We start from the raw sequence: 25073 nt of genomic DNA, 5'->3' as shown, positions 1-25073 counted from the left end.
CGATAGCTCTTGCACCGTCATTGCGGCAAAGGATATCCATAGTGACAACCGGGCCCGCAGCCAGCCAAAGGCCGGTTCCCGCTTCGCGTCGTTGCAGATCACCTGCCCGCGGATCTTGACGGTTTGGGCAGCAGCTGGCGTTGCGACTTGGGGTGTGGCCAGCAATGACGAGACCTGTAATCGGCATCATCGGGAACGCCCGCATCGTCGAAAGCCGCTTTGCGGCCCAGCTTGTCGGAGAAAATAATCTGCGAGCAGTGGCCGATGTTGCCGAAGCCTTGCCGCTGATGTTTGCCGGCAATCCTAAACTAGCCGATATCGCGGATCTGCTGGCTGTCGTCGACGGCATTCTGCTGACGGGCGCCAGAGCTAATGTCCATCCCAGCCGCTTCAACATGGTGCCTGATCCCAAGCACGAACCTTACGATGAAGATCGTGACGGGCTGGCGCTACCATTGATTGAAGCCTGTGTTGCGCAAGGCGTTCCTGTTTTCGGTATATGCCGCGGTTTTCAGGAAATGAACGTCGCCGCCGGCGGCTCGTTGCATCCTGAAATCCGGGAATTGCCAGGACGCATGAACCACCGAATGCCGCGCCTGGAGACCGGCGAAATCCATCCCGACCCCGCCATCGTTTTCGGCGATCGTCACGATGTTCGACTTATCCAGGACGGGATGTTTGCGCGCATTCTCGGCCGAGAGACGATCCGGGTGAACTCGCTACATGGACAGGGCATCCTCGAACTTGGCGAGAGGGTCGTTGCCGAAGGAATTGCCGAGGACGGGACGATCGAGGCGATACGGTTCAAAGACGCGCCGGGATTTGCGCTCGGCGTGCAATGGCACGCCGAATACGATCCGCAAACCAACCCTGTGAATCGTGCGCTGTTTCAGGCATTCGGCGACGCTGTGAGAGCCCGCAAAGCCATCACCTAAGGTTCGATCGGTTACGGCCGACACTTCACCGCTATCAGCACCACAAAGAAAAGCCGCCGCGAAGATGTTTTCGCGACGGCTCTGTAGAGGTTCGGGAGCCGGATCAGGCGGTCGGCTGCTTGGTCTTCCGGAGATAGGGCAGAACCGTATCGAAGGAGCCGAAACGCGTAATCGCGTCTTCGTTGGAAACCGCGGCAGTGATGATGACGTCTTCGCCCTGGTTCCAGTTCGCCGGTGTGGCCACCTGGTGCTTGGCCGTCAGCTGGATGGAGTCGATGGCGCGCAGGATCTCATTGAAATTGCGGCCCGTCGTCATCGGATAGGTCAGGATCAGCTTGATCTTCCTATCGGGACCGATGATGAAGACCGAACGCACCGTCGCGTTGTCGGCAGGCGTGCGGCCTTCCGAGCTCTCGCCGGCGCCGGCCGGCAGCATGTCGTAGAGCTTGGCGACCTTAAGGTCCTTGTCACCGATCAGGGGATATTCAACGTCGAAGCCAGTGGCGGTCTTGATGTCGTTCTTCCACTTGGCATGGCTTTCCACAGGATCGACGGAGATGCCGATGATCTTGGCGCCACGCTTGGAAAACTCTCCCGCAAGGCCGGCCATGGCGCCGAGCTCGGTCGTGCAAACAGGCGTGAAATTCTTCGGATGCGAGAACAGGACGGCCCAGCCGCTGCCGATCCACTCATGGAAGCTGATCGGTCCCTGCGTGGTGTCGGCGGTAAAATCGGGGGCAATATCGTTGATGCGTAAGCTCATGGTCGGCCCTCCAAAGCCTTGTGTTCAATGTTTTTCGTCTCAAATCGAGGCCATGGGATCCGTCCGCCGGAAGCGGTCGAGAGATTGCGGTCAACAGGATCGCGCCGGCCGAAGGCAAAGACTTCCCATTCCTGGATTTTAAGTAAGTTATATATCACGATCACCGAAGGCATGCTCTTTCGATTTCCGGCCTGCTCCGGCATTATTTTTCCGGCAAGTGCGCGCGATGAAGAGACCGATGGTTTTTCCATCGGTCCCGTCAAAAGCTGCAGGCGAACCGCCCTGCCTCTTGCTCAGGCGGCCTGGACGGATTTGATTCTGTCGATGCCACCGACAACAGGTGCGAAATCGTCCCACACACCCTGGGCGCCCTTCTGCCATTCCTCGAAGGCTTCCGGCTTCAAGAGCTTTCCGCCGTTGGCAAGCGCCGTCTCGACGGATTTGGACTCGTCGTCGACGATCAGCTGGTTGAAATAGGTGGCCCCTTCGCTGGAAGCCTGCTGGAATACCGCCTTCTGCTCGTCGTTGAGGCCGGCCCAGAAGGTCGAGGCATAATAGATGACGCCGGATGCCCAGATGTGGCCGGTCTCGGTCATATCGGGCACGACCTCATAGAGCTTGAAGCCGGCATAGGCCGATTTGGTCAGATCCATCGCGTCGGCGACACCGGTTGCGAGCGCATTATAGGTCTCGGTGATCGGAATGCCGATCGGCGTCGTGCCGAATGCACTCCACAGCTTGGTGTGCAGCGGGCTCTGGATGACACGGATGCGCTTACCCTTGAGCTGCTCCGGCCGTGTCACCGGTTCCTTGGTCAGGAGATGGCGGGCGCCGTAATTGATGAAATCGCCGACGACGAAATTCTGCGCCTGCAGTTTCTGCTTGAGATCGGCGCCGACATCACCACCAACAGTCCGGCGCACGTGGTCGGCATCGCGGAAGAGGAAGGGCAGATCGAGGATCTGCAGTTCCGGCGCCCAGCCGGAGAGCGACGAGACCGTCGAGAGACTGGCCTGGATGGAGCCGAGGCGCACGCCCTCGGCCACTTCCTTCTCGCCGCCGAGCGCACCGTTCCTGACGATATTGAACTTGAACTGGCCGGGCAGCTTCGCTTCGACCAGTTCGCCGATCTTCACCCAGATCTTCGTTTCCGGCTTGTCGTCGCCGAGCAGCGAAGCGATCGTGATCGTCGTCGTGCGGGCGGCGGCGGTGCGGACGAAAGCGGGCGCTGCAAGCACCGTTCCGGTGAGAGCAGCGGTCTTCAGGAAATGGCGTCGATTGAAATTATCCATGGGGTTGTCCTGTTTACGAGAAGATGATGGCCCAGGCGCAAAGGATTGCGAGCGAGACCAGGAGAGCGAGCAGATAGGGAACCACCGCCCGGAAGAGTTCCGAGGCGGGAATGCGCGTGACGCCGCTGACGACGAAGATCAGCATGCCAAGCGGCGGCGTCAGTCCGTGGATCATCAGGTTGACGACGATGATCACCCCGAACTGAATGGGATCGATGCCGGCGGCAACAGCTGCCGGCAGCAGGATCGGGCCGAACAGCAGGATCGCAGCGCCGATATCGAGAACAAGGCCGACAACCAGCAGGATGACGTTCGACAGCAGGATGACCGCAAGCGCGCTGCCGCCGAGTGCCGTCGTCAGATGCGAGATCAGCCCGGACACGTCGTCGACAGCCAGCAGGAAGGCAAAGGGGCCGGCCGTGCCGATGAGGAGACCGATTGCCGCCGCTTCAACTGCTGCCTGGCGAAAGGCGGCATAGAGCGAGAGAATGCCGAGCCGCGCGCCGATGCCGAGCAGCAGCGTGTAGAAAGCAGCAAGCGCAGCCGCTTCCGTGGTCGTGACGATGCCGATGCGGATGCCGACGACGACGATGATGCCGAGCCCGAAGGCTGGGATAGCCTGGACTGCCGATTGCCAGCGCTGTCTCGCGTTTGCGCGCGGCAAAGGCACCTGTTCGCTGACCGTCAGATGGATGGCGACTGCCAGGCATATGGCCATCAGCCCGCCGGCAAAGAAACCGCCGACGAGCAGCGAGCCGACGGAAAGATTGGTCGCCGTCGCAAGGATGAGAAATGCGATCGACGGCGGGATGACGTTGTCGAGAACCGATGTCGAGGCGATGATCGCCGCCGCCTGCGCCGGCCGATAGCCGTGTTTGACCAGTTCGGGCTGGAAGGTCGACGCGCCGAAAGCGGCATTTGCGACCGACGAGCCGGAGGCGCCGGAAAAAAGGACGCTGGTCAAGAGCGTCGTCTGCGCCAGCCCTGCCCGGCGATGGCCGACCATGGCGGCGGCGAAGCGCACGAGCTGGTTGGCGACGCCGGAGGCCGTCAGCAGGCCGCCGGCAAGCAGGAAGAAGGGAATGGCGAGCAGCAGGAATTTCGAGATGCCGGTGACGGTCGCGGAAACGATCGCCGGCTCCGGCAGGCTGCTGCCGAAGGCGATGACGACATAGGCTGCGGCAAGAAAGGCGTGCGGCAGCGGCGCAGCAAGCACGAGACCGATTGCCGCAATAAGTCCGAGGAAGATGCTCGGCGGCCAGTCGAGATCGAGCGCGACATGCGGGATACCGGCATAGAGCGCGACCCCCACGGCAAGCGAGAGAGCAGCCGGCAGGAGCTTGCCTTCGGCGATGCGCTGCAGAAGCAGCACGACGAGGATCAGCGCGCCGCCGGCGCCGAGGAAGCCGAAGCGGATCCATTCCGGCACGCCGAGCGTCGGCGAGACACCGCCGAGCATCGTCATGATCTCGCTGCCGCCAAAACTCAGGATCAGCGCCGAGAGCACGGTGAAGACATCGGCGCCGATCCGCGAGACCTTCTGCAGGCCTTCCGGCAGTATCCTGACGAAAACGTCGAGGCGCATGGCAAGCGCGCTGTTGAGGCTGAGCGGCGCGCCAAGGGCGATCAGGCCGACATGCAGCCAGATGCCGAGATCCTCGGCACCGATGAAGCCGGCGCTGAAGAAATAGCGCAGGCAGACTGTGACGAGCACCATAAAAAGCAGCACGGCGAGAACAAGTGCCGCGGCAATGCCGAGAATCGCCTCGATCGCCCGCAGCAGGCGCGCTGCCACCCCGGTGTCCGGAGCGGCCTGTTCGATCGGATGAAATTCACTGGTGGCCACGAAACTTACCTTCTGGCGAGAGGATCAGGCATTCTTGACGGTCGAAAGATCGCGATCGAAGAGCGTCGACCAAGTGTAGTTGCGCGCCTTCGAGACCTCCCTGCTGACATCGAGCCGCGGCAGCACCTTTTCGCCGAAACGATAGGCTTCCTCAAGCAGCGGCATGCCAGAAAGAATGAAAGTATCGACACCAGCCTTCTGATAGGCTTCGAGCGTGCGCAGAACCGTATCCGGAGAGCCGACGATCGCCGTGCCGGGGCCGGGCCTGACCAGGCCGATGCCGGCCCAGAGGTTCGGTGCAACTTCGAGATCGCGCAGATTTTCCGGCTTCAGGCCGCCGTGCAAGGCCGTCATGCGCTGCTGACCGACGGAATCGCTTCTTGCGACGAAACGCTGGTTGGCGGTGATCGCCGCATCATCCATGCGGCCATAGAGATCGGCCGCCGCCTCCCAGGCCTTTTCGTCGGTGTCGCGAACGATGACGTAGAGACGGATGCCATATTCCAGTTCACGGCCGTAGTGGGCGGCCCGCGCCTTTACCGCTTCGACCTTCTCGCCGATCTGGGCGGGCGTCTCGCCCCAGGAGAGATAGGTGTCCACATGTTTCGCCGCGACTTCAAGCGCCTTATCCGAGGAGCCACCGAACCAGAGCGGCGGCGGTGCGATGCTCTCGCCGACCGGCAAGGCGAGCTTGGCGCCGTCCGTCGAGAAATACTTGCCCTGATGGGTAACGCTCTCGCCGGCAAAGAGCCGGTGCCAGAGCTGCAGATATTCGTCCGCCATGTCATAACGCTCGTCATGCGGCAACATCATCCCGTAAGCGCCGAGCATCTTGGCGTCGCCGGAGACGACATTGATCAGCAGCCGGCCGCGGGCGAACTCCTGGAAGGTCGCCGCCATCTTGGCAAGCAATGTCGGCGCGACGAGACCGGGATGGATGGCGACGAGAAATCGCAGCCGCTCGGTGTGAGCAAGCAGCGCACTCGCCAGCACCCAGACGTCGTGGGCGCCGGTCGCAAACAGGGCGCCGGTGTAACCCAGATGGTCATAGGCCTGGGCAAGCTGCTTGTAGTAGCCGTAGTCGACCTGACGTGAGCCTTCCGGCTGCCAGGGATAGGCGCCGTCGGGTGCGCACATGTACCAGAAAACGTTCATCTCCCGATTCCTTGTTATTTCGTCATTTCCGGGCGTTTCAGCACGATGGGCTTGGCGAAGTGGCCGTGACGCAGCAGCGTGTCGGCCTCTTCCTGTTGTTCGGCAATGATCTCGTCGTCGATCGGAAACACCGTGAAGTCGCGCGAGCGCACCACCTTTTCCCAGGCATCGATATCCGTTCCGCCGCGGTCGCCAGATCCGCCGCGGTCGCCCGATGCAAGAAGTCTGGCAGCAGTGCGTGGATCGGTAGCGATCTCGTTACCGATCCGGCTGAGTTCGGAGACGACCGCCCGAATTTCCGCCGCCGAAAGGCCGTTCCGCTCCAATGTCCAGAACAAAGAACGGTTGGGAATGGCCGCGCCGCAACGGACGATCAACCTGACGTCGTCGCGCTCCAGCGCCTTTTCGAGACGCGGCGACATGGCGACCCAGGCATCGACACGCCCTTCGAGCAGATCGGCGAGCGAGTCGCGCGCGCCGCTTTCGACCCGCTCAACATCGGGCAGGCTCATCCCCTCACCTTCGAGGCTACGGGCCAGCAAATAGGTGTGAAACGAACCGTCGACCAGCGAGATCCGGCGGTCTTTCAGCTCAGCGACGGAGCCGATCGGACTGTCGCTCCTGACGAAGATAGCGCCGTTGGCCGGGCGCGGCGCGGAGGCAGCGATATATTCGACGCCGAGCCCGCGCATATCCGCCTCGATCGGCGGCGTCGAGCCGGTGCCGCCGAGATCGATGTCGCCACTTTCCAGCAGCGCCCCGGTATCGCGGCCTTCGGCATAGGAGACGAATATCGGCTGCAGATCGACAAAGGCGCCGGGCCAGAGCCGCGCGAGACGAAGATGCAGGTTATTGGGATGAACACCAATTTTCATTCTGTGCGACCGATAACGTGGCTCATAGCAGTCAATTTACTTTTTTATAAATTGACTGCGAGGAAGCGATTGTCGTCAGCAGGAGAAAATCGCCTTTGAAATCCCATAAAATCGATAGGCAATGAAATCTTTTACCAGATCGAGCGAAGTGAGCGAGCCGGAGTTGAAAATTCAGCGCCGTCACTTTACTTTTTTATAGAACCTTCAAGGACGATACCGTTGACGAAGCCCGTTTCCTCAAGAGTCTGCCGCGATGTCGGCGCAGCCAGCGAATTGCTGAAGCTGATCGCCAATGCCAACCGCCTGGCGATCGTCTGCTATCTGATGGAGACGGAAGCCCCGGTCTCGGCGATGGAGGACGAACTCGGTATCCGCCAGCCGACGCTTTCCCAGCAGTTGAGCGAGCTTCGCGAGGCCGGTGTGATCGAAGGACGCCGCGACGGTAAGGCGATCGTCTATCGCGTCATTGACCCGCGCGTCGAGACGATCGTGCAAACTCTGCGGGACATGTTCTCTGGCCTCGACGATGTCACCGGGCGCTTCGGAATGACGAAGCTGCCGGTCGACGAAATGATGTTCGATTGAACCTGGGATGATCGACCTCTATACTTGGATCACGCCGAACGGGCTCAAAGTATCCATCGCACTCGAAGAGTTTGGCCTTTCCTATCGCCCCCATGCGATCGACATCACCAAGGGGGACCAATTCCTGCAGGATTTTCTCGCCATCAATCCGGGCAGCAAGATTCCTGTTATCATCGATCACGAGACCGGCATTACGCTTGCCGAATCCGGCGCCATCCTGCTCTACCTCGCCGAAAAGGCCGGCCGCTTCCTACCCCGGCAGGGTGCCGCCCGGCATCACACGATCGAATGGCTGATGTGGCAGATGGGGGGGGTCGGGCCGACGCTCGGTCACGCCCATTATTTCCTGACCTACAACAGCGGCGAAGCGCCATTCGCGGAGGATCTCTTTCGCAGGGACACCCGCCGCCTGTACGAGACGCTGAACGCGCGGCTCGAAGGCCGCGACTATCTCGTCGACGATTATTCCATCGCCGACATGGCGGTCTGGCCTTGGGTATCCCGTTTTAAGCGCCACGAGATCGACCTGAATGCATTCCCGAACGTCAAACGATGGTATCTCAGGCTTGCGGCGCGGCCACAGGTCAAGCGCGGCTATGATGTTCCGCATTTCACATCCGAAATACCGCAGCCCTGAAGACCTTGCCGACGTGGCGTATTGATCCAGCCCGAAATTTCGGCAATTTGATTAATTTTTGCACATACCTCTTTTTGCACATTTTTCAGGCGGACGCCTTGCTAAATTTGCTGCACTGCGTCATGAATATAGCAATGACGCATCTCGATCTGACAATTCTGGTGATCGACGAAAATGCCATTCGCGCCTCCATCATCGAAGAAGGCCTGCGCGAGGCAGGGCATGTGCGCGTCACCGTGGTCCATGAGGTCAACGGCATCGCGCGAATCATCGAAACGCTGATGCCCGACGTGATCATCATCGATATCGAAAATCCCAACCGCGACATGATGGAGCACCTGTTCCAGCTGACGCGCACCGTCAGCCGCCCGATCGCCATGTTCGTCGATCGCTCCGACACGGCCTCGATCGAGGCTGCCGTCGATGCCGGCGTCTCGGCCTATATCGTCGACGGATTGAAGAAGGAACGCGTCAAACCGATCCTCGACATGGCTGTCAGCCGCTTCAATGCCTTCAACCGGCTGCGGCGGGAACTTGCCGATGCCCGCTCCGCGCTGGAGGAACGCAAGCTGGTCGAGCGCGCCAAGGGCATATTGATGAAGATGCGCGGCCTCTCCGAGGAAGAGGCTTTCGCCCTGCTGCGCCAGACAGCGATGAACGAAAAGAAGAAGATGTCGGAAATCGCCCAGAGCGTCGTCACTGCCGCGGGGCTGTTGATGTAATGGCCGACCTGATGAATTTCCGGAGGAAACCGGAGTGGATATGATGACAACGACCTCCAACTCCGGCGGCGAGCTGCCCTCCCTCGTGCGGGTGAACAACGAAGGACCGAAAGTGCTGCGGGCCGGTTTCATTCCGCTCGTCGATGCATCGGTGCTGATTGCGGCGGCGGAATTCGGCTTCGCAAGGAAGGAAGGCCTGACGCTCGATCTCGTCAAGGACGTCTCCTGGGCGAATGTGCGCGACCGCCTGGCATTCCGCCAGTTCGACATCGCCCACATGCTGTCGCCGATGCCCGTCGCCTCCATGCTCGGTCTCGGCTCCAATCCCTCACCGACGATCACACCATTTTCGCTGGGGCGCGGCGGCAACGCGATCACGCTGTCGACGCGGTTCTTCGACAGGATGCGGAATGACGTGGGATTGCCGGAAACGGCAAGCGCGCTCGACAATGCCCGCGCCCTGGCAAAAACATTGGCGGCGATGAAGGCCCGCGGCGAGCCGCTGCCGACCTTCGGGGTCACCTATCCTTTCTCCTCGCACAATTACGAATTCCGCTACTGGCTGGCGGCCGGCGGCATCGACCCCGACAAGGATGTCAGGCTTGTCGTGGTGCCACCGCCCATGACTTCGGATGCGCTGGCAGCCGGTGCGATTGACGGTTTCTGCGTCGGCGCGCCGTGGAACATGGTCGCTTCGGAGCGCGGCGTCGGCCGCATCGTCGCCGCCAAACAGGATATCTGGCCGTCGGCACCGGAAAAGGTAATCGGCATGCGGCCGGACTGGGCGGAAAGCCATCCGGAAACCGTTTCCCGGCTGATCGTGGCCCTCGACGCGGCAGCCCGCTGGTGCGACCGGCCGGAAAATCACGACGCGCTGGCGGCAGCTCTAGCCGACCCGCGCTATATCGCTGCCCCCGTCGAGATTATTCGCCGTGTGCTCGCCGGCGAATTCAGCCTCGACGCAAAAGGTAACCGCCGCATCATCACCGATTATTTCATGTTCCATTCCGGCTTCGCCAATTATCCCCGGCCAAGCCATGCGCTGTGGATTTACAGCCAGATGATCCGCTGGGGACAGGCCGAGGTCAGCCTTAACATGGCAAGGGCCGCAGCATCCGCCTACCGCCCGGATCTCTACCGGACGGCTCTCGGCGACGGCAACGCACCCGACGATGCCGATATCCGCATCGAAGGCGGCGACGAGGGCGACCGCTTCATGGACGGCCACGTCTTCGACCCGGCCAGGTTGCCTGATTATGTCGCAGGCTTTGCCGTTAAAAGCGCCCTGCCCTTCATGTCCGACGACGAGGCCTGATTGACGCCGGCCTGCACAAAACGCCAGCAAGGATCTGCCTGCCTCACAACAAGCGCACAAAAGATTTGCACGACTGATGGCGGCCTGAAAAACATGCATCCGTCAGATTTTTGAATAATATGATTTACATTCAATGGCTTGCAGAAGTGACAACAAACTGGCACGCGGTTTGCATTACCATTATTGCACCGGTCAATGGCGATCAGCGCAGAATGAGCGCGCGATAGGCGCTCATAGGAGACACAGAGGTTACCCCTTCAGATCGAAGATGTAATCTAAGCTTGAGCAAGCCGGCATACGGATTGCTTCCAGGCAACAGGGCTAGAAGGCCCAAGAATTCGGCGTCCAACGGCGGGCGCCACCAGCAAAGCCGCTGATCAGGATATTTCGCGCACCTCGTGTATGCGCGTCCTGACCAGCGGCTTTTTGTTTTAACCCTCAGCGATGGATCGGCACGACCTTGTCGGGCCCCGGAGAAGTTATGTCTGTCATCGAGAAAGCACAGCCCATGTCGGCCGGCGAACCAGCCAAAGCATTGTGGATCTCCACTGTAGCCTTCACCCTCTGTTTTGCCGTGTGGACGATCTTCGCGATCATCGGCATTCGCATCAAGCAGGATCTCGGGCTGAACGAGGCCGAGTTCGGATTGCTGGTCGGCACCCCCGTGCTGACCGGCTCGCTCGTGCGCATCGTCCTTGGCATCTGGACGGGGCGCTACGGCGGCCGTCTCGTTTACACGCTCACCATGCTGGCCGCCGCATTGGCGACTTTCCTGCTCTCCTACGCCCAGACTTATACGCAGATGTTGATCGCCGGCCTTGGCGTCGGCCTCGCCGGCGGCTCCTTCGCGGTCGGTGTCGCCTATGTCTCGCCTTTCTTCCCGGCTGAGAAGCAGGGAACCGCGCTCGGCATCTTCGGGGCCGGCAATGTCGGCGCGGCTGTGACCAAATTCGCTGCGCCTTTCGTGTTGCTCGCATGGGGCTGGCAGGCGGTTGCCGAGATCTGGGCCGTCTGTCTGGCACTGATGGCAATCGTCTTCTGGTTCACCACCACCGATGATCCGGCCTACCGTCTCCGCCGCGAACGCCGCGTCGCCACCAAGAGTTTTGCCGAGGAATTCGCGCCGCTGCAGAACGTCCAGGTCTGGCGCTTCTCGCTTTACTATTTCTTCGCCTTCGGCGGTTTCGTCGCCCTGTCGCTGTGGCTGCCGCGCTATCTGGTCGGCGTCTACGGCTTCCACCTGGAAACCGCCGGCATGATCGCGGCCGCCTACTCCATCCCGGGCAGCATCTTCCGCGCCTTCGGTGGCGTGCTGTCGGACAAGAAGGGCGCGCGCAGCGTGATGTATACGATGCTTGCCGTATCGGCCGTGGCCACCCTCATCCTTTCGCTGCCGGCTGCTTCTGGGGCCGGGACAGGTCCGGCCTTCGGTATCACCCCCGTCATCTTCATCGTCGTCATCTTCGTGCTCGGGTTCTTCATGAGCCTCGGCAAAGCTGCCGTCTACAAGCACATTCCGGCCTACTACCCAGAAAACGTAGGCGCAGTCGGCGGCATCGTCGGGATGATGGGCGGCCTTGGCGGCTTCATCCTTCCGATCGCCTTTGGCCTCCTCAAAGACATGACCGGCCTCTGGTCCAGCTGTTTCCTGCTGCTCTTTGCGATCGTCGTGATCTCTCTCATCTGGATGCACCTGTCCGTCAAGCAACTGTCGCGCCAAGGGCACTCGGCGCCCCTGGCTGCAACCTGATCAAGGACCTGGAAATATGACCGAAAAACTTGTCATCATCGGCAATGGCATGGCGCCCGGGCGCATGCTGGAGCACCTCTTCGAGCAGGCGCCGGGTCGCTATGAAGTTACGATCTTCAATGCCGAGCCGCGCGTCAATTACGACCGCATCATGCTGTCGCCGGTTCTCTCAGGAGAAAAGGACTACGAACAGATCATCATTCACGGCGACGGCTGGTATATCAAGCATGGCATCATGCTCTACAAGGGCCACAAGATCGTCAACATCGATCGCGCCGCCAAGACCGTCACCTCCGACCACGGCGTCACCGAAAGCTACGACAAGCTGGTGATCGCAACCGGGTCCGTGCCCTTCATCATTCCCGTTCCCGGCAAGGACCTGCCCGGCGTCATCACCTATCGCGATCTCGATGACGTGCAGGCGATGCTGCTTGCCGCTCAGTCGCGCGAAAAGGCTGTCGTCATCGGCGGCGGTCTGCTTGGCCTGGAAGCGGCGGCCGGCCTTGCCCAGCGCGGCATGGACGTCACCGTCCTGCATGTCATGCCGACGCTGATGGAACGCCAGCTCGACCCCGCCGCCGGCTACCTGCTGCAGAAGGCGGTCGAGGAACGCGGCATTAAGGTCATTTGCAAGGCCAATACCAAGGCGATCGTCGGCAACGGCAAGGTCGAGGGCATCGAGCTTGACGACGGCCGCATCATCCCGGCAACGCTGGTCGTCATGGCCGTCGGCATTCGTCCGAGTGTCGGCCTGGCGAAGGACGCCGGCATTGCGGTCAATCGCGGCATCGTCGTCGATGCCGGCATGCAGACCTCGGACGGCGATATTCTTGCGCTCGGCGAATGTGCCGAGGTCGGCGGCATGGTCTACGGCCTCGTTGCGCCGCTCTATGAAATGGCCCGCATCGCCGCCGCGCATCTCTCCGGCGATCGCTCGCCCGCCTTCGTTCACGCGGATACGCCGACCAAGCTCAAGGTCACCGGCATCGAGCTTTATTCACTCGGCGATTTCGCCGACGGCGACGACCGCGAGGAGATCGTGCTGCGCGATGCTTCAGCCGGCGTCTACAAGCGTCTGGTGCTGAAGGACAACAAGATCATCGGCACCGTGCTTTACGGCGAAACCGCCGATGGTGCCTGGTTCAATGACCTGAAGAAGAAGGCAACCGATATTTCGGAGATGCGCGAGACGCTGATCTTCGGACAGGCCTATCAGGGAGGGTCGCCGCTGGACCCTATGGCGGCCGTTGCAGCCTTGCCGGATGACGCGGAGATCTGTGGCTGCAACGGCGTATGCAAGGGCAAAATCACCTCGACAATTTCAGGCAAAGGGCTGACGTCGCTCGACGACGTGCGCGCCCATACCAAGGCATCCGCCTCGTGCGGCTCCTGTACCGGCCTCGTCGAGCAACTCATGGCACTGACGCTCGGCGACAGCTACAATCCGGCTGCCGTCCAGCCGATGTGCACCTGCACCGAACTCGGCCATGACGATGTCCGCCGCCTGATCAAGGCGAAGGGGTTGAAGAGCATCCCTGCCGTCATGCAGGAGCTCGAATGGAAGACTTCCTGCGGCTGCGCCAAATGTCGGCCGGCGCTCAACTACTACCTGGTCTGCGATTGGCCCGACGAATATGCCGACGACTACCAGTCGCGTTTCATCAATGAGCGCGTGCACGCCAACATCCAGAAGGACGGCACCTACTCCGTCGTTCCGCGGATGTGGGGTGGCGTCACCAATGCGAACGAGCTGCGCGCCATCGCCGATGTCGTCGATAAGTTCGAAATCCCGATGGTAAAGGTCACCGGCGGCCAGCGCATCGATCTGCTCGGCATCGAGAAGGAAGACCTGCCCGCCGTCTGGGCCGATCTCGGCAAAGCCGGCTTCGTCTCCGGCCAGGCTTATGCCAAGGGTCTGCGCACGGTGAAGACCTGCGTCGGCTCTGACTGGTGTCGCTTCGGCACGCAGGATTCCACCGGTCTCGGCATCCGCATCGAGAGGTTCATGTGGGGCTCCTGGACGCCGGCCAAACTGAAGATGGCCGTGTCCGGCTGCCCGCGCAACTGCGCGGAAGCAACCTGCAAGGACATCGGCGTGATCTGCGTGGATTCCGGTTTCGAGATCCATTTTGCCGGTGCAGCCGGTCTCGACATCAAGGGCACGGAGGTCCTTGGGCTTGTCCGGACCGAGGACGAGGCGTTGGAGCATATCGTGGCACTGACGCAGATGTACCGCGAGCAGGCCCGCTATCTCGAGCGGATCTACAAGTGGGCCAAGCGCGTCGGCCTGGAGGAAATCCGCCGCCAGATCATGGGCGATGCCGAAAAGCGCAAAGCCTATTACGAACGCTTCGTCTTCAGCCAAAAATTTGCCCAGGTCGATCCCTGGTCAGAGCGTGTCTCCGGCAAGGACAAGCACGAGTTCAAGCCGATGGCGACGATCGGCTATCCGCAGGCTGCAGAGTAAGGAGATGGATATGAACTGGATCGCAATCGGTGACATCTCCGATATCCCGCTGCGCGGCGCGCGCTGCGTGAAGACGCCGCAGGGCAAGATCGCCGTCTTCCGCACGGCCGAAAACGAGGTCTTCGCCATCGAGGATCACTGCCCGCACAAGGGCGGCCCGCTCTCCCAGGGCATCGTCCACGCCAAGTCAGTCACCTGCCCGCTGCACAACTGGGTGATCTCGCTGGAAACAGGCAAGGCGCTCGGTGCCGACGAAGGCGAGGTCCGGACGATACCGGTGCTGAACCAAGACGGCCGGCTGTTCATCGCCTTGGAAAGCCTGATGATGGCGGCGGAATAGATGGCGGCTGAGGTCAAAACCACCTGTCCCTATTGCGGCGTCGGCTGCGGCGTTCTCGCCACGATCGACGAGGCAGGCGCAGTCAGCGTCAAAGGAGATCCCGAGCATCCGTCGAATTTCGGCCGGCTCTGCTCGAAGGGTTCTGCCCTTGCCGAAACCATCGACCTCGATGGCCGGCTTCTTTATCCCGAGATCGGAGGCGAACGGAGCGACTGGGACGAGGCGCTTGATCTGGTCGCCCGGCGTTTTTCTGAAACGATCGCCGAACACGGGCCTGACGCGGTTGCCTTCTACGTCTCGGGCCAGTTGCTGACCGAGGATTACTACGTTGCCAACAAGCTGATGAAGGGCTTCATCGGTTCCGGCAATATCGACACCAATTCAAGGCTCTGCATGTCCTCCTCCGTGGCGGGGCATCGCCGCGCCTTCGGCGCCGATACGGTGCCCGGGACCTATGAGGATATCGAGCTTGCGGATCTGGTGATCCTGACCGGCTCCAATCTTGCCTGGTGTCATCCCGTCATTTACCAGCGGCTTGCCGCCGCAAAGACGGCGCGGCCAAACATGCGGATCGTCGTCATCGATCCGCGCCGGACGATGACATGCGACATCGCCGACCTGCACCTCGCCATCCGTCCGGACGGCGACGTCGCGCTGTTCATGGGACTGCTTGCCCATCTCGCGACAAGTCCGGCAATCGACCAGAATTACATCGGCGCCCATACCGAAGGTTTCGCCGAAGCTTTTGCGGCTGCCGCCGCGCTTGATATCAACGATCTCCTGGAACGGACTGGCCTGCCGGCCATGCAGATCAGGGAGTTCTTCCGCCTGTTCGAGACGACGCCGAAGGTCGTGACCTGCTACAGCCAGGGCGTCAACCAATCCTCCTCCGGCTCCGACAAGGTCAATGCAATCCTCAACTGCCACCTGGCGACCGGTCGCATCGGCCGTCCCGGCATGGGACCGTTCTCGCTGACCGGCCAGCCGAACGCCATGGGCGGGCGCGAGGTCGGCGGTCTCGCCAATATGCTTGCCGCCCATATGGCGATCGAGAATGCCGACGATCGGGATCGCGTGCAGCGCTTCTGGAACTCGCCCGTCATCGCCGCAAAGCCCGGCCTGAAGGCAGTCGACATGTTCCGCGCCGTGGCCGACGGGCGCATCAAGGCGCTCTGGATCATGGCGACCAATCCGGTCGTCTCGATGCCGGATGCCGACAGCGTCGAAAGCGCGATCGCCGCCTGTCCCTTCGTCGTCGTGTCGGACATCCTCAAAGAGACGGACACGACCCGGCACGCAGATGTGCTTCTGCCCTCGCTCGGCTGGGGCGAGAAGGATGGCACCGTCACCAATTCCGAACGGCGCATTTCAAGGCAACGGCCGTTTCTCGACATCCCCGGCGATGCGAGGGCCGACTGGTGGCAGCTTGCAGAGGTCGGACGCCGCATGGGATTTGCTGCCGCCTTCGATTTTGATGCGCCGGACGCAATCTTTGCGGAGCACGCGGCGCTTTCCGCCTTCGAAAATAACGGCAGCCGCGATTTCGACATCGGCGCGCGCGCCGGCATGAGCAGCGGCGCCTATGAGGAGCTGTCGCCCTTTCAGTGGCCGCACGCCGCTGGGTCCGCACCCAGCGTCACCCGCTTCTTTGCCGAGGGCGGTTTCTTCCATCCCGATGGCAAGGCGCGCTTCGTCGCGGTCAAACCGCCCGCAACCGATCGCACCAATGCCGAGTACCCCTTCTCGCTGAATACCGGGCGCATCCGCGACCAGTGGCACACGATGACGCGAACCGGAAAAAGCGCACGGCTTTCTGCCCATATCGCCGAACCTTTTGCGGAAATCCATCCGCGCGACGCGATCGAGACCGGTATATCGAGCGCGGGCCTCGTCGAAATCGACAGCCCGCACGGCAAGGCAATCGTCAGGGCGCTGGTCACCGATCGCCAGGCACGCGGCGGCATCTTTGCGCCGATGCACTGGAACGACCAGTTCGCCGCAAGAGCGCGGATCGACGCCGTGGTCGCGCCGATCACCGATCCTGTTTCCGGTCAGCCGGCATCGAAGAACGTTGCCGTCGCCGTCCGGCCGTTTCGCGCCACCCATTACGGTTTCGCCGTCTCCGCCACAAAACCCGCTACGCCTGACGCGGCCTATTGGGCACTGGCGAAAGCCGCCGGCGGCTGGCGGCTGGAGCTTGCTTTCGGCGAAACCGTCGAAGACTGGACGGCCTGGTGCCGCGCGGTTTTCGCCATTCCGGCAGAGATCGAACCGCTTGGTTATGCCGACCGGCAATCCGGCGACCTGAGGCTCGCCTTCTTCGATGGCGAGGTCTTGCTTGCCGCGCTGTTTCTCGCCCGCGAGCCCGTCGCCGTCGCACGCAACTGGGCGATCTCGCAGCTTTCAGCCTCGCATGGCGACCTCAGGAAACGCTTTGCGCTCGTTGCAGGCCGTCCCGGCGCCGGCAGGCCGGATCCGGGCGCAACCGTCTGCTCCTGCTTCAGTGTCGGGGTCAACCAGATCGCTGCTGCCGTGCGCGGCGGATGTCACAGCGTCGAGGCGGTCGGCAAGGAAACGAGCGCTGGAACCAATTGCGGCTCCTGCCGCAGCGAAATCGGCAGGATCATCGATCGCTGTCTTGCCGCAGCCGCGGAATGAGACGTACAAAAGCAAGCAGGACGCAGCCGGAGCATTGTCAGGCCCTGTTCGGGACGATCAGCATCCTGTGTTCGGCGGCGATGCGGACGGAGACCTCGTCATAGGATGAGAGGGTCGGGTGCTGCGTCTCCATCTTGTGGTGATGTGTTGCCGTGATGACCATGACATCGGCACCCGCCGCCTCGCCGGCGGTGATGCCGGCTGCGACATCCTCGAACACCAGGCAATCCTGGGTGCTGACGCCGAGGCGCTCGGCTCCCAGAATATAACATTGCGGGTCGGGTTTTCCGACCTTGACGTCCTCAGCCGTCACCATGAATCTCGGCACCGGCAAGCCTGCTGCCTCCAGTCGCCGGTGAGCAAGGCGCAACGGCGAGGAGGTGACGATCGCCCAGCGATCCGGGGGCAATGAACTCAGAAAGGTCGCGGCGCCGGGAATGGCAACGACATCGCTGACATCGGCGATTTCAGCCTCGGTCACAAGTCTTGATTCATGTTCGGGATCGACGCCGGGCAAGTTCAGCCGGGTGATCGTGTCAATGCCGCGCGATCCATGCATCTTCGGCAAAAACGTGGCGACATCGAGCCCATGGCGCCTTGCCCAGTCACTCCATGCACGCTCGGCCGCATGGATCGAATTGAGGATGGTGCCGTCCATATCGAACAGGAAGGCGGCATAGGGCTTCTCGAAGCCGCGGGGCATCGGCATAGACAAAAGGCTGAATCCTTCAGGGAAAGAGTCGAACGGTGGTCGCTGTCTCGATGAAACGGCAAATCATGGCGTTTTGCAAGCTTTCGGGAGGATGGCGGTGACGCCTTCCAAACGCCTTCGCCTAGAAGGCCGCCGTACCCGAGGTGACGATCAAGTCGCAGGAAAGCCGGAGGCCAATCGGGTCGTGGCAGAGGTCATCGGCACCATCGGCGAGTTCCAGTGCGGCCGAAGCATCGGCGCGCAGGTAGGCTTGCGTAGCCGGATCGACGCGCATCGGTGCGGCGGTCCAGAGCGAGGGACGGCTGACGTCGATTGCGGAAATTTTAGCCTTGTCATTCCTGACGGCGTAGGAGGCGACCGCCATGCCACTCATCGTTAGGGTGAGCACAAGTGCGATCTGGAGACCGAGATCTGCGGCTTCGCGAAAGGAGATGAACATAGCGGCCTCATGCCACGGTTTTTTAGTATCTCCGCATGCAAGTAGGACATGCGCCGGCGCCGATCCAGCGACATCGCCCGTTAAGGTTTACGCATAACCATGCCGGGTACGCAGCGAGGCTTGAATGCATGTTTTCGGCAAATTTCGGAACAACGATTCCATCAGCCGGTTACCCCTGGGTCATCCAAGATGAAAATCCAAGGAGGATATCCCATGTCTAAGTCCCTTATCGCCGCTTCGCTGCTTGCGATCGGCATGGCATCGTCAGCCTTTGCCCAGTCGAACCCCGATCCAATCGGGCCGACGAATGGCGGCTCGATTGATCCGAATTCGGGTACCTATTCATCCGACTACACCAACGATGACAACGGCATTCGTCCGGTACCCGTCTCGCCGGTCGATCCGACAACGACTCAGAGCATCGGCCAGCCGAGGACGATGGAATGCCCCGGCATGCCGGAACAGATGTCCGGCGTCGACACGCGCGGTGGCCAGAGCGGCGCATCGATCAGCGAAGCCTGCCGCGAATACGACAACTAACCGACAGACTGCCGCTCTCAGAAAAGGCCGGTTCACGCCGGCCTTTTTTAATGTCGCGAAGGCCATGAAAGCTTTTCCGCCGGATGAAACTTTTGATCCGCGCGCTCCGTACATCCGTAGCAGATTGAAAAGAACACGAACGGAGCGGCTTCATTGGCAAAGGACACCGCAAACCCTGTTATCCTCTGGTTTCGCAAGGACTTGCGCCTTGACGACAACCGGGCTCTCGATGCCGCCCATCGCTCCGGGCGTCCTATCATCCCCCTCTATATAAGCGAGCCGGAGGCAGCAGGCACCGGTCCGCTGGGCGCTGCGCAGGCCTGGTGGCTGCATCATTCGCTGGAAGCGCTCGACAGATCGCTGCGCAAGCGGCAAGGGCGGCTGGTGCTGGCAAGCGGCGAGGCGCTCGAAGTGCTCCGCGCCTTCAGCAGGGATAGCGGGGCCGAAGCCGTCTTTTGGAACCGGCGCTACGATCCAGCCGGCATCTCCATCGACGTCCGTATCAAGCACGAATTGGAAAAGCAGGCGATCGAGGCAAGAAGCTTTGGGGGCCAGTTGCTGCACGACCCTTCCCGGCTGGTGACCGGCAACGGCACGCCCTATCGCGTCTACACGCCGTTCTGGTGCGCGCTGGAGGGCGGCGGCGAACCGGAGCCGCCGCTGGAGGCGCCGGCAAAACTTCGGCTTGCGTCGCAATTTCCGAAATCAGAAGCGCTGGAGAGCTGGAAGCTGCTCCCGACGAAACCAGACTGGGCGGGCGATTTTGCCGATCTCTGGACTCCCGGCGAAGATGGCGCGCATGAGAAGCTGCGTGCCTTCATCGAAGACGCGCTCGACGGCTACAAGGAAAACCGAGACTATCCTGCGAGACCCGCGACGTCGATGCTGTCGCCACACCTGGCGTTCGGCGAGATATCCCCTGCCCGCGTCTGGGATGCCACACGCGGCCTGTCGAAACGGGTGGCAGCGGCCGATGTCGTGCATTTTCGCAAGGAGATCGCCTGGCGCGAATTCTCCTATCACCTGCTTTTCCACTTCCCGCGTCTTGCATCGAACAACTGGAACAAGCGTTTCGACGGCTTCGAATGGCGCAACGACGACGACGATTTCAAGGCGTGGCGCCGCGGCATGACCGGCTATCCGATCATTGATGCCGGCATGCGCCAGCTCTGGCGCCATGGCTGGATGCACAATCGCGTGCGCATGATCGTCGCCTCCTTCCTCATCAAGGATCTGATGATCGACTGGCGCCGGGGCGAAGCCTGGTTCCGGGATACGCTTGTCGATGCCGATCCCGCCAACAATGCGGCAAGCTGGCAATGGGTGGCGGGCTCGGGAGCTGACGCCTCGCCGTTTTTCCGCATCTTCAATCCGGTGCTGCAGGGTGAAAAATTCGATCCCGACGGCAAATATGTCAGGACCTATGTGCCAGAGCTTCGAGAGCTCGGGGCAAAATACATCCACCGGCCGTTCGAGGCGCCGAGGAGCATGCTCGACGAGGCCGGCATCGCGCTTGGCCAGACCTATCCGAAACCGATCGTCGATCACGCGAACGCCCGCAACCGGGCGCTCGCCGCCTACAATGCCACGAGGGATGCCGCATGAACGCGCACTTCCGTGCAGCTCCACGCCGGCTGAAGATCGCCGTCATCGGCTCCGGCATCTCGGGCGCCTCCGCGGCCTGGGCTTTAAACCCAGTGCACGACGTTACGCTTTATGAAAGCCAAGCGCGGGCCGGGGGCCATACGGCGACCGTCGACGTGGATTACGACGGGGGGGTTGAAATTGCGGTCGATACCGGCTTCATCGTCTATAACGAACAGAATTACCCCAACCTGACGGCGCTGTTTGCCGAGCTCGGCATCGCGACACATGCAAGCGATATGAGCTTTTCGCTCTCACTGGATCGCGGCAAGCTGGAGTGGAGCGGCGGCGGGCTGTCCTCGATCTTTGCGCAAAAGCGCAACCTGCTGCGGCCATCGTTTCTATGGATGATCCGCGAGATTTTGCGCTTCAATCGCAGCTGCCTCGAAGATCGCGCTGCCGGCCATCTCGCCTCGCGCTCGATCGGCGATTATCTCGACTGGCGCGGCTTCTCGCCCGGATTCACCAACAACTATCTCGTGCCGATGGCGGCGGCGATCTGGTCGACACCATCAACCCGCATGCTGCAGTTTCCCGCCGAGCATTTCGTCAATTTCTTCGACAATCACCGGCTGATCTATCGCCGGCAGCACCAGTGGCGCACAGTGACCGGCGGCAGCCGTACCTATCTCGACCGGCTGCTTCGGCCGCTCGGCGAACGCGTGAAACTTTCCTGCGGCGTGCGCAGCGTCATCCGCTCCGAGCGCGGCGTCACGATCATCGACGAGACGGGGATCGCACACCCGTTCGATAAGGTGATCTTCGCCTGCCATAGCGATCAGACAGCCCGCCTGCTCGCCGATGTCACCGATCGGGAAAGCAGGCTGCTCGCCGCCATCCCCTATCAGCCGAACCGCGTCGTCCTGCACCGCGACCAATCGCTGATGCCGCAGCGGCGCAAGGTTTGGGCCTCATGGAACTATCTCCGTTCGAGCCGTGAAGATGGAAAGGCCGACGTCGCCGTGACTTACTGGATGAACCGGCTGCAGGGCATCGACGATAAATTCCCGCTATTCGTGACCCTCAATCCCGACCGCGAGCCGGAACGTTGCAAAGTGTTTGCCGAATTCACCTACGAGCATCCGCAATTCTCGGCGGAAGCCATGGCTGCGCAACAGGCGCTTGTCATCATTCAGGGACAAAGCAATTGCTATTTCGCCGGTGCCTGGACGGGGTACGGATTCCATGAGGATGGTCTCGTTTCCGGTCTAGCTGCGGCAGAGGCCTTGGGCGGGATCATACCCTGGCGGACTGCCCGAACCTGGGAACCTCAACCGGACGTGGCGGCATGACAGGACGCGGCAAAAAGCGTGGCATGAACGCGGCGGCCAACGGCGCTCCACCGGATGCCGCCGCAGCACTCTATGTCGGCGAGATCATGCATCAACGCATGAAACCGTTCAGCCATCGCTTCGGCTACCGCGTCTTTTCGCTGCTTGTCGATCTCGACAGACTGGACGAGGCCGGCGGGTTATCGGTGCTGTTTTCCGTCAATAAGCCCAACCTCATCTCGTTTCACGAGAGGGATCATGCCGATACCAGAGACACATCACTGCGCGCCTATGCCGACCGGCTGCTCGCTAAGGCGGGGCTCGACCGCGCGGACAGGATCCTGCTCGTCTGTTATCCCCGAATTCTCGGCTATGTCTTCAACCCGCTCTCTGTCTATCACGCCTATGATGCCGGTGGCGCAGTCGTCGCGATGATCTATGAGGTGCGCAATACTTTCGGCGAGCGGCACAGCTATGTCTGTCCGGTCGGCCGTGGCGAGATGTCGGAGAGCGGGCTTCGCCAGAGCTGCGACAAGCTCTTCCACGTCTCACCCTTCATCGGCATGGCGGCGCGCTATCATTTCCGCATGCTGCCGCCCGGCGCCGAAATCCGCTGGCGCATCCTTGAAACCGATAATGAAGGACCGCTGCTCTCGGCGACATTTTCCGGACGACAGGTGCCGTTGACCAGCGCCTTGCTGCTGGGGTTGACGGCGCGCATCCCCTTCCTCACCTTCAAGATCATCGCCGGCATCCATTGGGAAGCGTTGAAGTTGTGGCTGAAGGGGGCGCGCTACGTCCGGCGTCCTGCGCCCCCGCCTGAAGCCAGCGTCCGCCAGCCCCGCCCGCTTGCGGAAGCGGCGGAATGACATTAGCGTTCGATGCAATGGTCGGGGGGCGGCCGCGCGTATCATTAAGGGTGCTTCGTCCCTAACCGGCAGGAAAATGCTGGAGGAGGAGAAATGAGCAAGGCGCAGGACTGGAATCTGCTGGCTCGTGATGCAGTGACGCTGACGGCCGAAAACATGTCCCGCATGGTGAAGGGTCTGCCCTTCAAAGCAAAGCTGGCGCTGCGCGGACTTCTGCACATGCAGCACGGTTCGCTTGCCGTTACCCTTCCCGACGGCCGCAGGCTGCTGGTCGAGGGCAAGAAGGCCGGGCCAAAGGCGGCGCTCAGCCTCCACAACTGGAACCTTGCCTATCGGGCGCTGACGAGCGGCACGATCGGGGTCGCCGAAACCTATATGGACGGCGATTGGGACAGCCCGGACATCGCCGCCTTCCTCGAACTCTTCCTCGTCAATGGCGAGGCCGCGTTCAGCTATGCGCATGGCAAGGGCGGTCTTGGCCGCCTCTTCGAGCGCGTCCGCCATTGGATGAACACCAATACCAAAACGGGCTCGAAGCGCAACATTTCCGCCCATTACGATCTCGGCAACGATTTCTACAGGGAATGGCTCGATCCGAGCATGACCTATTCCTCAGCACTCTATTCCACCGGCGCCAACGATCTGCAATCGGCCCAGAACGCCAAATACCGGGCGCTTGCCGAGGCGACCGGCATCGGGCCCGGCGACCATGTGCTGGAGATCGGCTGCGGCTGGGGCGGTTTTGCCGAATTTGCCGCAAGCGAGCTGAAGTGCAAGGTGACAGGGCTGACGATCAGCCGCGAGCAGCTTGCCTTTGCCGAGGAGCGCATCCACAAGGCCGGCCTCGATGACCGCGTGGAATTCCGCTTCCAGGATTACCGCGATGAAGCAGGGCTCTACGACCGGATCGTTTCGATCGAGATGTTCGAAGCGGTCGGCGAAAAATACTGGCCGTCCTATTTCTCCAAGCTCAGGCAATGTCTAAAGCCGGGCGGCAAGGCTGGCCTGCAGATCATCACCATCCGGCCGGAATCCTTCGACCAGTATCGCAGCAACCCTGACTTCATCCAGAAATATGTCTTTCCAGGCGGCATGCTGCCGACGCGCAACCATCTGGCCGAACTCGCCGGCAAGGTCGATCTGTCGCTGGTCAAGGACTTCGGCTTCGGGCTCGACTACGCCCGCACGCTTGCCGAATGGCGCGAGCGTTTCTGGTCGGTCTGGGAGCGCATTCGCCCGATGGGCTTCGACGAGCGCTTCAAACGGCTCTGGGAATTCTATCTGTTCTATTGCGAGGCCGGCTTCCGCGCTCGCAATATCGATGTGCGCCAGGTCGTGTTTTCGCGTCGTTGATCATTCCGCCGCATGCGGCGTCACCGGATGGTGACCAGGCAATGGCGGCCGCTCCCGCCAGCCGGTCACGCGGTTCACCAGCGTGAAATAAGCGCCATAAGGGAGCAGGCGCGCGAGCTTCAGCATGGTGGTGAAGCGCTTCGGGAAAGTGATCTCGAAGGCCTGCGATTTCAATCCGGCAGCAATCTCCCGGGCGGCTTCCTCGACCGATACCAGGGCCGGCATCGGAAAGGCATTTTTCCTCGTCGCCGGCGTATCGACGAAGCCCGGGCTGACGAGCTGGATGCGGATGCCCATCTTGTCGAGATCGAATTTCAGGCTTTCGGCCATATTGATTAGCGCCGCCTTGGTGGCGCCATAGGCAGCTCCTGTCGGCAAGCCGCCATAGCCGGTGACGGAGGAAACGATGGCGATCTGTCCCTGCCCTTTCGCCTTCATATGGCGGATCGCGGGCAACAGACAGTTGACGACGCCGGAGAGATTGACGGCAAAGCTCTTTTCGAAATCGCTGCGGTTCAGGTCCTCGGCGTGGACCGGCAGATAGACGCCGGCATTGAGGATCGCCATGGCGAGCGTCCCGTGCTCATATTCGATGGAGGCCATGACATGTTCCATGTCCTCGGCATCGGTGACGTCGCCGTCGAGAACGACAATGCTGCCGGAAAGGCCGCGGGCTTCGGTCTGCAGCTCCACCAGCTTTTCGTGACTTCTGGCGGTGACGGCGACCTTGTATCCTTCGGCGGCGAGCTTTAACGCAAGCGCCCGGCCAATGCCTGAACTCGCGCCTGAAATCCAGACGATTCCATGTTCGGGATGGGCAATGAAATCACGCATGACATGTTCCTCCGGGCCGCCTGATCAACACGAAAACAGGTCCGGAAGTTTCTCTGCTCCTCCCGGATTTG

Annotated in this window: 23 protein-coding genes; 14 read left to right on the top strand and 9 right to left on the bottom strand. The window is 61.5% G+C overall.

Annotated features, from left to right (window positions below):
* Nucleotides 1–164: 164 nt before the first annotated feature.
* Nucleotides 165–935 (top strand): gamma-glutamyl-gamma-aminobutyrate hydrolase family protein, encoded by a 771-nt coding sequence (locus tag ACD590_RS08185; protein ID WP_018241758.1) that lies wholly within the window; start codon nucleotides 165–167, stop codon nucleotides 933–935.
* Between the two features lie 103 nt (nucleotides 936–1038).
* On the opposite strand, the gene ACD590_RS08180 is transcribed toward ACD590_RS08185, so the two are convergent.
* The 6 genes from ACD590_RS08180 to ACD590_RS08155 are packed head-to-tail and all read right to left on the bottom strand — an operon-like array spanning nucleotide 1039 to nucleotide 6866.
* Nucleotides 1039–1698: a peroxiredoxin gene (locus ACD590_RS08180; RefSeq protein WP_439002409.1), complete on the bottom strand. Its 660-nt coding sequence runs from the start codon at nucleotides 1696–1698 to the stop codon at nucleotides 1039–1041.
* The gene (locus ACD590_RS08175; protein ID WP_246724224.1) at nucleotides 1695–1949 is read right to left on the bottom strand and encodes a hypothetical protein; all 255 of its coding nucleotides are present in this window, start codon (nucleotides 1947–1949) and stop codon (nucleotides 1695–1697) included. The genes ACD590_RS08180 and ACD590_RS08175 overlap by 4 nt, the downstream gene beginning before the upstream one ends.
* 42 nt (nucleotides 1950–1991) lie before the next feature.
* The gene (locus tag ACD590_RS08170; RefSeq protein WP_439002408.1) at nucleotides 1992–2990 is read right to left on the bottom strand and encodes a TRAP transporter substrate-binding protein; all 999 of its coding nucleotides are present in this window, start codon (nucleotides 2988–2990) and stop codon (nucleotides 1992–1994) included.
* Between the two features lie 13 nt (nucleotides 2991–3003).
* The gene (locus ACD590_RS08165) at nucleotides 3004–4836 is read right to left on the bottom strand and encodes a TRAP transporter large permease (RefSeq protein WP_018241755.1); all 1833 of its coding nucleotides are present in this window, start codon (nucleotides 4834–4836) and stop codon (nucleotides 3004–3006) included.
* A 24-nt stretch (nucleotides 4837–4860) separates the two neighbouring features.
* Complete coding sequence (locus ACD590_RS08160; protein ID WP_018241754.1) at nucleotides 4861–5991, bottom strand: LLM class flavin-dependent oxidoreductase; 1131 nt, start codon at nucleotides 5989–5991, stop codon at nucleotides 4861–4863.
* A gap of 14 nt (nucleotides 5992–6005) precedes the next feature.
* The gene (locus ACD590_RS08155; RefSeq protein WP_439002407.1) at nucleotides 6006–6866 is read right to left on the bottom strand and encodes an ABC transporter substrate-binding protein; all 861 of its coding nucleotides are present in this window, start codon (nucleotides 6864–6866) and stop codon (nucleotides 6006–6008) included.
* 219 nt (nucleotides 6867–7085) lie between these two features.
* Between ACD590_RS08155 and ACD590_RS08150 the strand changes: the two genes are divergently transcribed.
* The 8 genes from ACD590_RS08150 (at nucleotide 7086) to ACD590_RS08115 (ending at nucleotide 17340) form a co-directional block, all read left to right on the top strand.
* A complete protein-coding gene (locus ACD590_RS08150) occupies nucleotides 7086–7451 on the top strand; it encodes an ArsR/SmtB family transcription factor (protein WP_018241752.1) in 366 nt (121 codons plus the stop codon).
* Between the two features lie 7 nt (nucleotides 7452–7458).
* The gene (locus ACD590_RS08145; protein WP_439002406.1) at nucleotides 7459–8088 is read left to right on the top strand and encodes a glutathione S-transferase family protein; all 630 of its coding nucleotides are present in this window, start codon (nucleotides 7459–7461) and stop codon (nucleotides 8086–8088) included.
* 134 nt (nucleotides 8089–8222) lie between these two features.
* A complete protein-coding gene (locus tag ACD590_RS08140; RefSeq protein ID WP_018241751.1) occupies nucleotides 8223–8810 on the top strand; it encodes an ANTAR domain-containing response regulator in 588 nt (195 codons plus the stop codon).
* 34 nt (nucleotides 8811–8844) lie between these two features.
* Complete coding sequence (locus tag ACD590_RS08135; protein WP_439002405.1) at nucleotides 8845–10125, top strand: CmpA/NrtA family ABC transporter substrate-binding protein; 1281 nt, start codon at nucleotides 8845–8847, stop codon at nucleotides 10123–10125.
* A gap of 481 nt (nucleotides 10126–10606) precedes the next feature.
* Nucleotides 10607–11875: an MFS transporter gene (locus ACD590_RS08130; protein WP_028732146.1), complete on the top strand. Its 1269-nt coding sequence runs from the start codon at nucleotides 10607–10609 to the stop codon at nucleotides 11873–11875.
* A 16-nt stretch (nucleotides 11876–11891) separates the two neighbouring features.
* Nucleotides 11892–14342, top strand: a complete 2451-nt coding sequence (gene nirB / locus ACD590_RS08125) for a nitrite reductase large subunit NirB (protein ID WP_003558768.1) — start codon at nucleotides 11892–11894, stop codon at nucleotides 14340–14342.
* Nucleotides 14343–14346: 4 nt separating this feature from the next.
* A complete protein-coding gene (gene nirD / locus ACD590_RS08120; protein WP_168281692.1) occupies nucleotides 14347–14682 on the top strand; it encodes a nitrite reductase small subunit NirD in 336 nt (111 codons plus the stop codon).
* On the top strand, nucleotides 14683–17340 hold the full coding sequence (locus ACD590_RS08115; RefSeq protein WP_439002404.1) for a nitrate reductase: 2658 nt from the start codon (nucleotides 14683–14685) through the stop codon (nucleotides 17338–17340). It begins immediately after the preceding gene.
* A gap of 37 nt (nucleotides 17341–17377) precedes the next feature.
* Here ACD590_RS08115 and ACD590_RS08110 read toward each other — a convergent pair whose 3' ends face one another.
* Complete coding sequence (locus ACD590_RS08110; protein WP_026230566.1) at nucleotides 17378–18055, bottom strand: HAD family hydrolase; 678 nt, start codon at nucleotides 18053–18055, stop codon at nucleotides 17378–17380.
* A gap of 118 nt (nucleotides 18056–18173) precedes the next feature.
* Nucleotides 18174–18491, bottom strand: coding sequence for a hypothetical protein (locus ACD590_RS08105; protein ID WP_247264390.1), 318 nt, complete (start codon nucleotides 18489–18491; stop codon nucleotides 18174–18176).
* Nucleotides 18492–18704: 213 nt separating this feature from the next.
* Here ACD590_RS08105 and ACD590_RS08100 point away from each other — a divergent pair, with 213 nt between their 5' ends.
* The 5 genes from ACD590_RS08100 to ACD590_RS08080 all read left to right on the top strand — a co-directional run bounded on the left by ACD590_RS08100 (nucleotide 18705) and on the right by ACD590_RS08080 (nucleotide 24168).
* Nucleotides 18705–19031, top strand: coding sequence for a hypothetical protein (locus ACD590_RS08100; protein WP_439002403.1), 327 nt, complete (start codon nucleotides 18705–18707; stop codon nucleotides 19029–19031).
* Between the two features lie 153 nt (nucleotides 19032–19184).
* Complete coding sequence (locus tag ACD590_RS08095) at nucleotides 19185–20636, top strand: cryptochrome/photolyase family protein (RefSeq protein WP_439002402.1); 1452 nt, start codon at nucleotides 19185–19187, stop codon at nucleotides 20634–20636.
* Nucleotides 20633–21967, top strand: coding sequence for an NAD(P)/FAD-dependent oxidoreductase (locus tag ACD590_RS08090; protein ID WP_439002401.1), 1335 nt, complete (start codon nucleotides 20633–20635; stop codon nucleotides 21965–21967). The genes ACD590_RS08095 and ACD590_RS08090 overlap by 4 nt, the downstream gene beginning before the upstream one ends.
* A complete protein-coding gene (locus tag ACD590_RS08085; protein ID WP_439002400.1) occupies nucleotides 21964–22815 on the top strand; it encodes a DUF1365 domain-containing protein in 852 nt (283 codons plus the stop codon). The genes ACD590_RS08090 and ACD590_RS08085 overlap by 4 nt, the downstream gene beginning before the upstream one ends.
* Nucleotides 22816–22908: 93 nt before the next feature.
* Nucleotides 22909–24168, top strand: coding sequence for an SAM-dependent methyltransferase (locus tag ACD590_RS08080; protein WP_018241741.1), 1260 nt, complete (start codon nucleotides 22909–22911; stop codon nucleotides 24166–24168).
* On the opposite strand, the gene ACD590_RS08075 is transcribed toward ACD590_RS08080, so the two are convergent.
* A complete protein-coding gene (locus tag ACD590_RS08075; protein WP_018241740.1) occupies nucleotides 24169–25002 on the bottom strand; it encodes an SDR family NAD(P)-dependent oxidoreductase in 834 nt (277 codons plus the stop codon).
* Nucleotides 25003–25073 lie beyond the last annotated feature (71 nt).

The organism is Rhizobium sp. 862_C5_N1_2, from assembly GCF_051811205.1.
Classification (GTDB): Bacteria; Pseudomonadota; Alphaproteobacteria; order Rhizobiales; family Rhizobiaceae; genus Rhizobium; species Rhizobium leguminosarum.
Note: the sequence above shows the minus strand (reverse complement) of the source record. Positions and strands in the feature narration are given on the sequence as shown.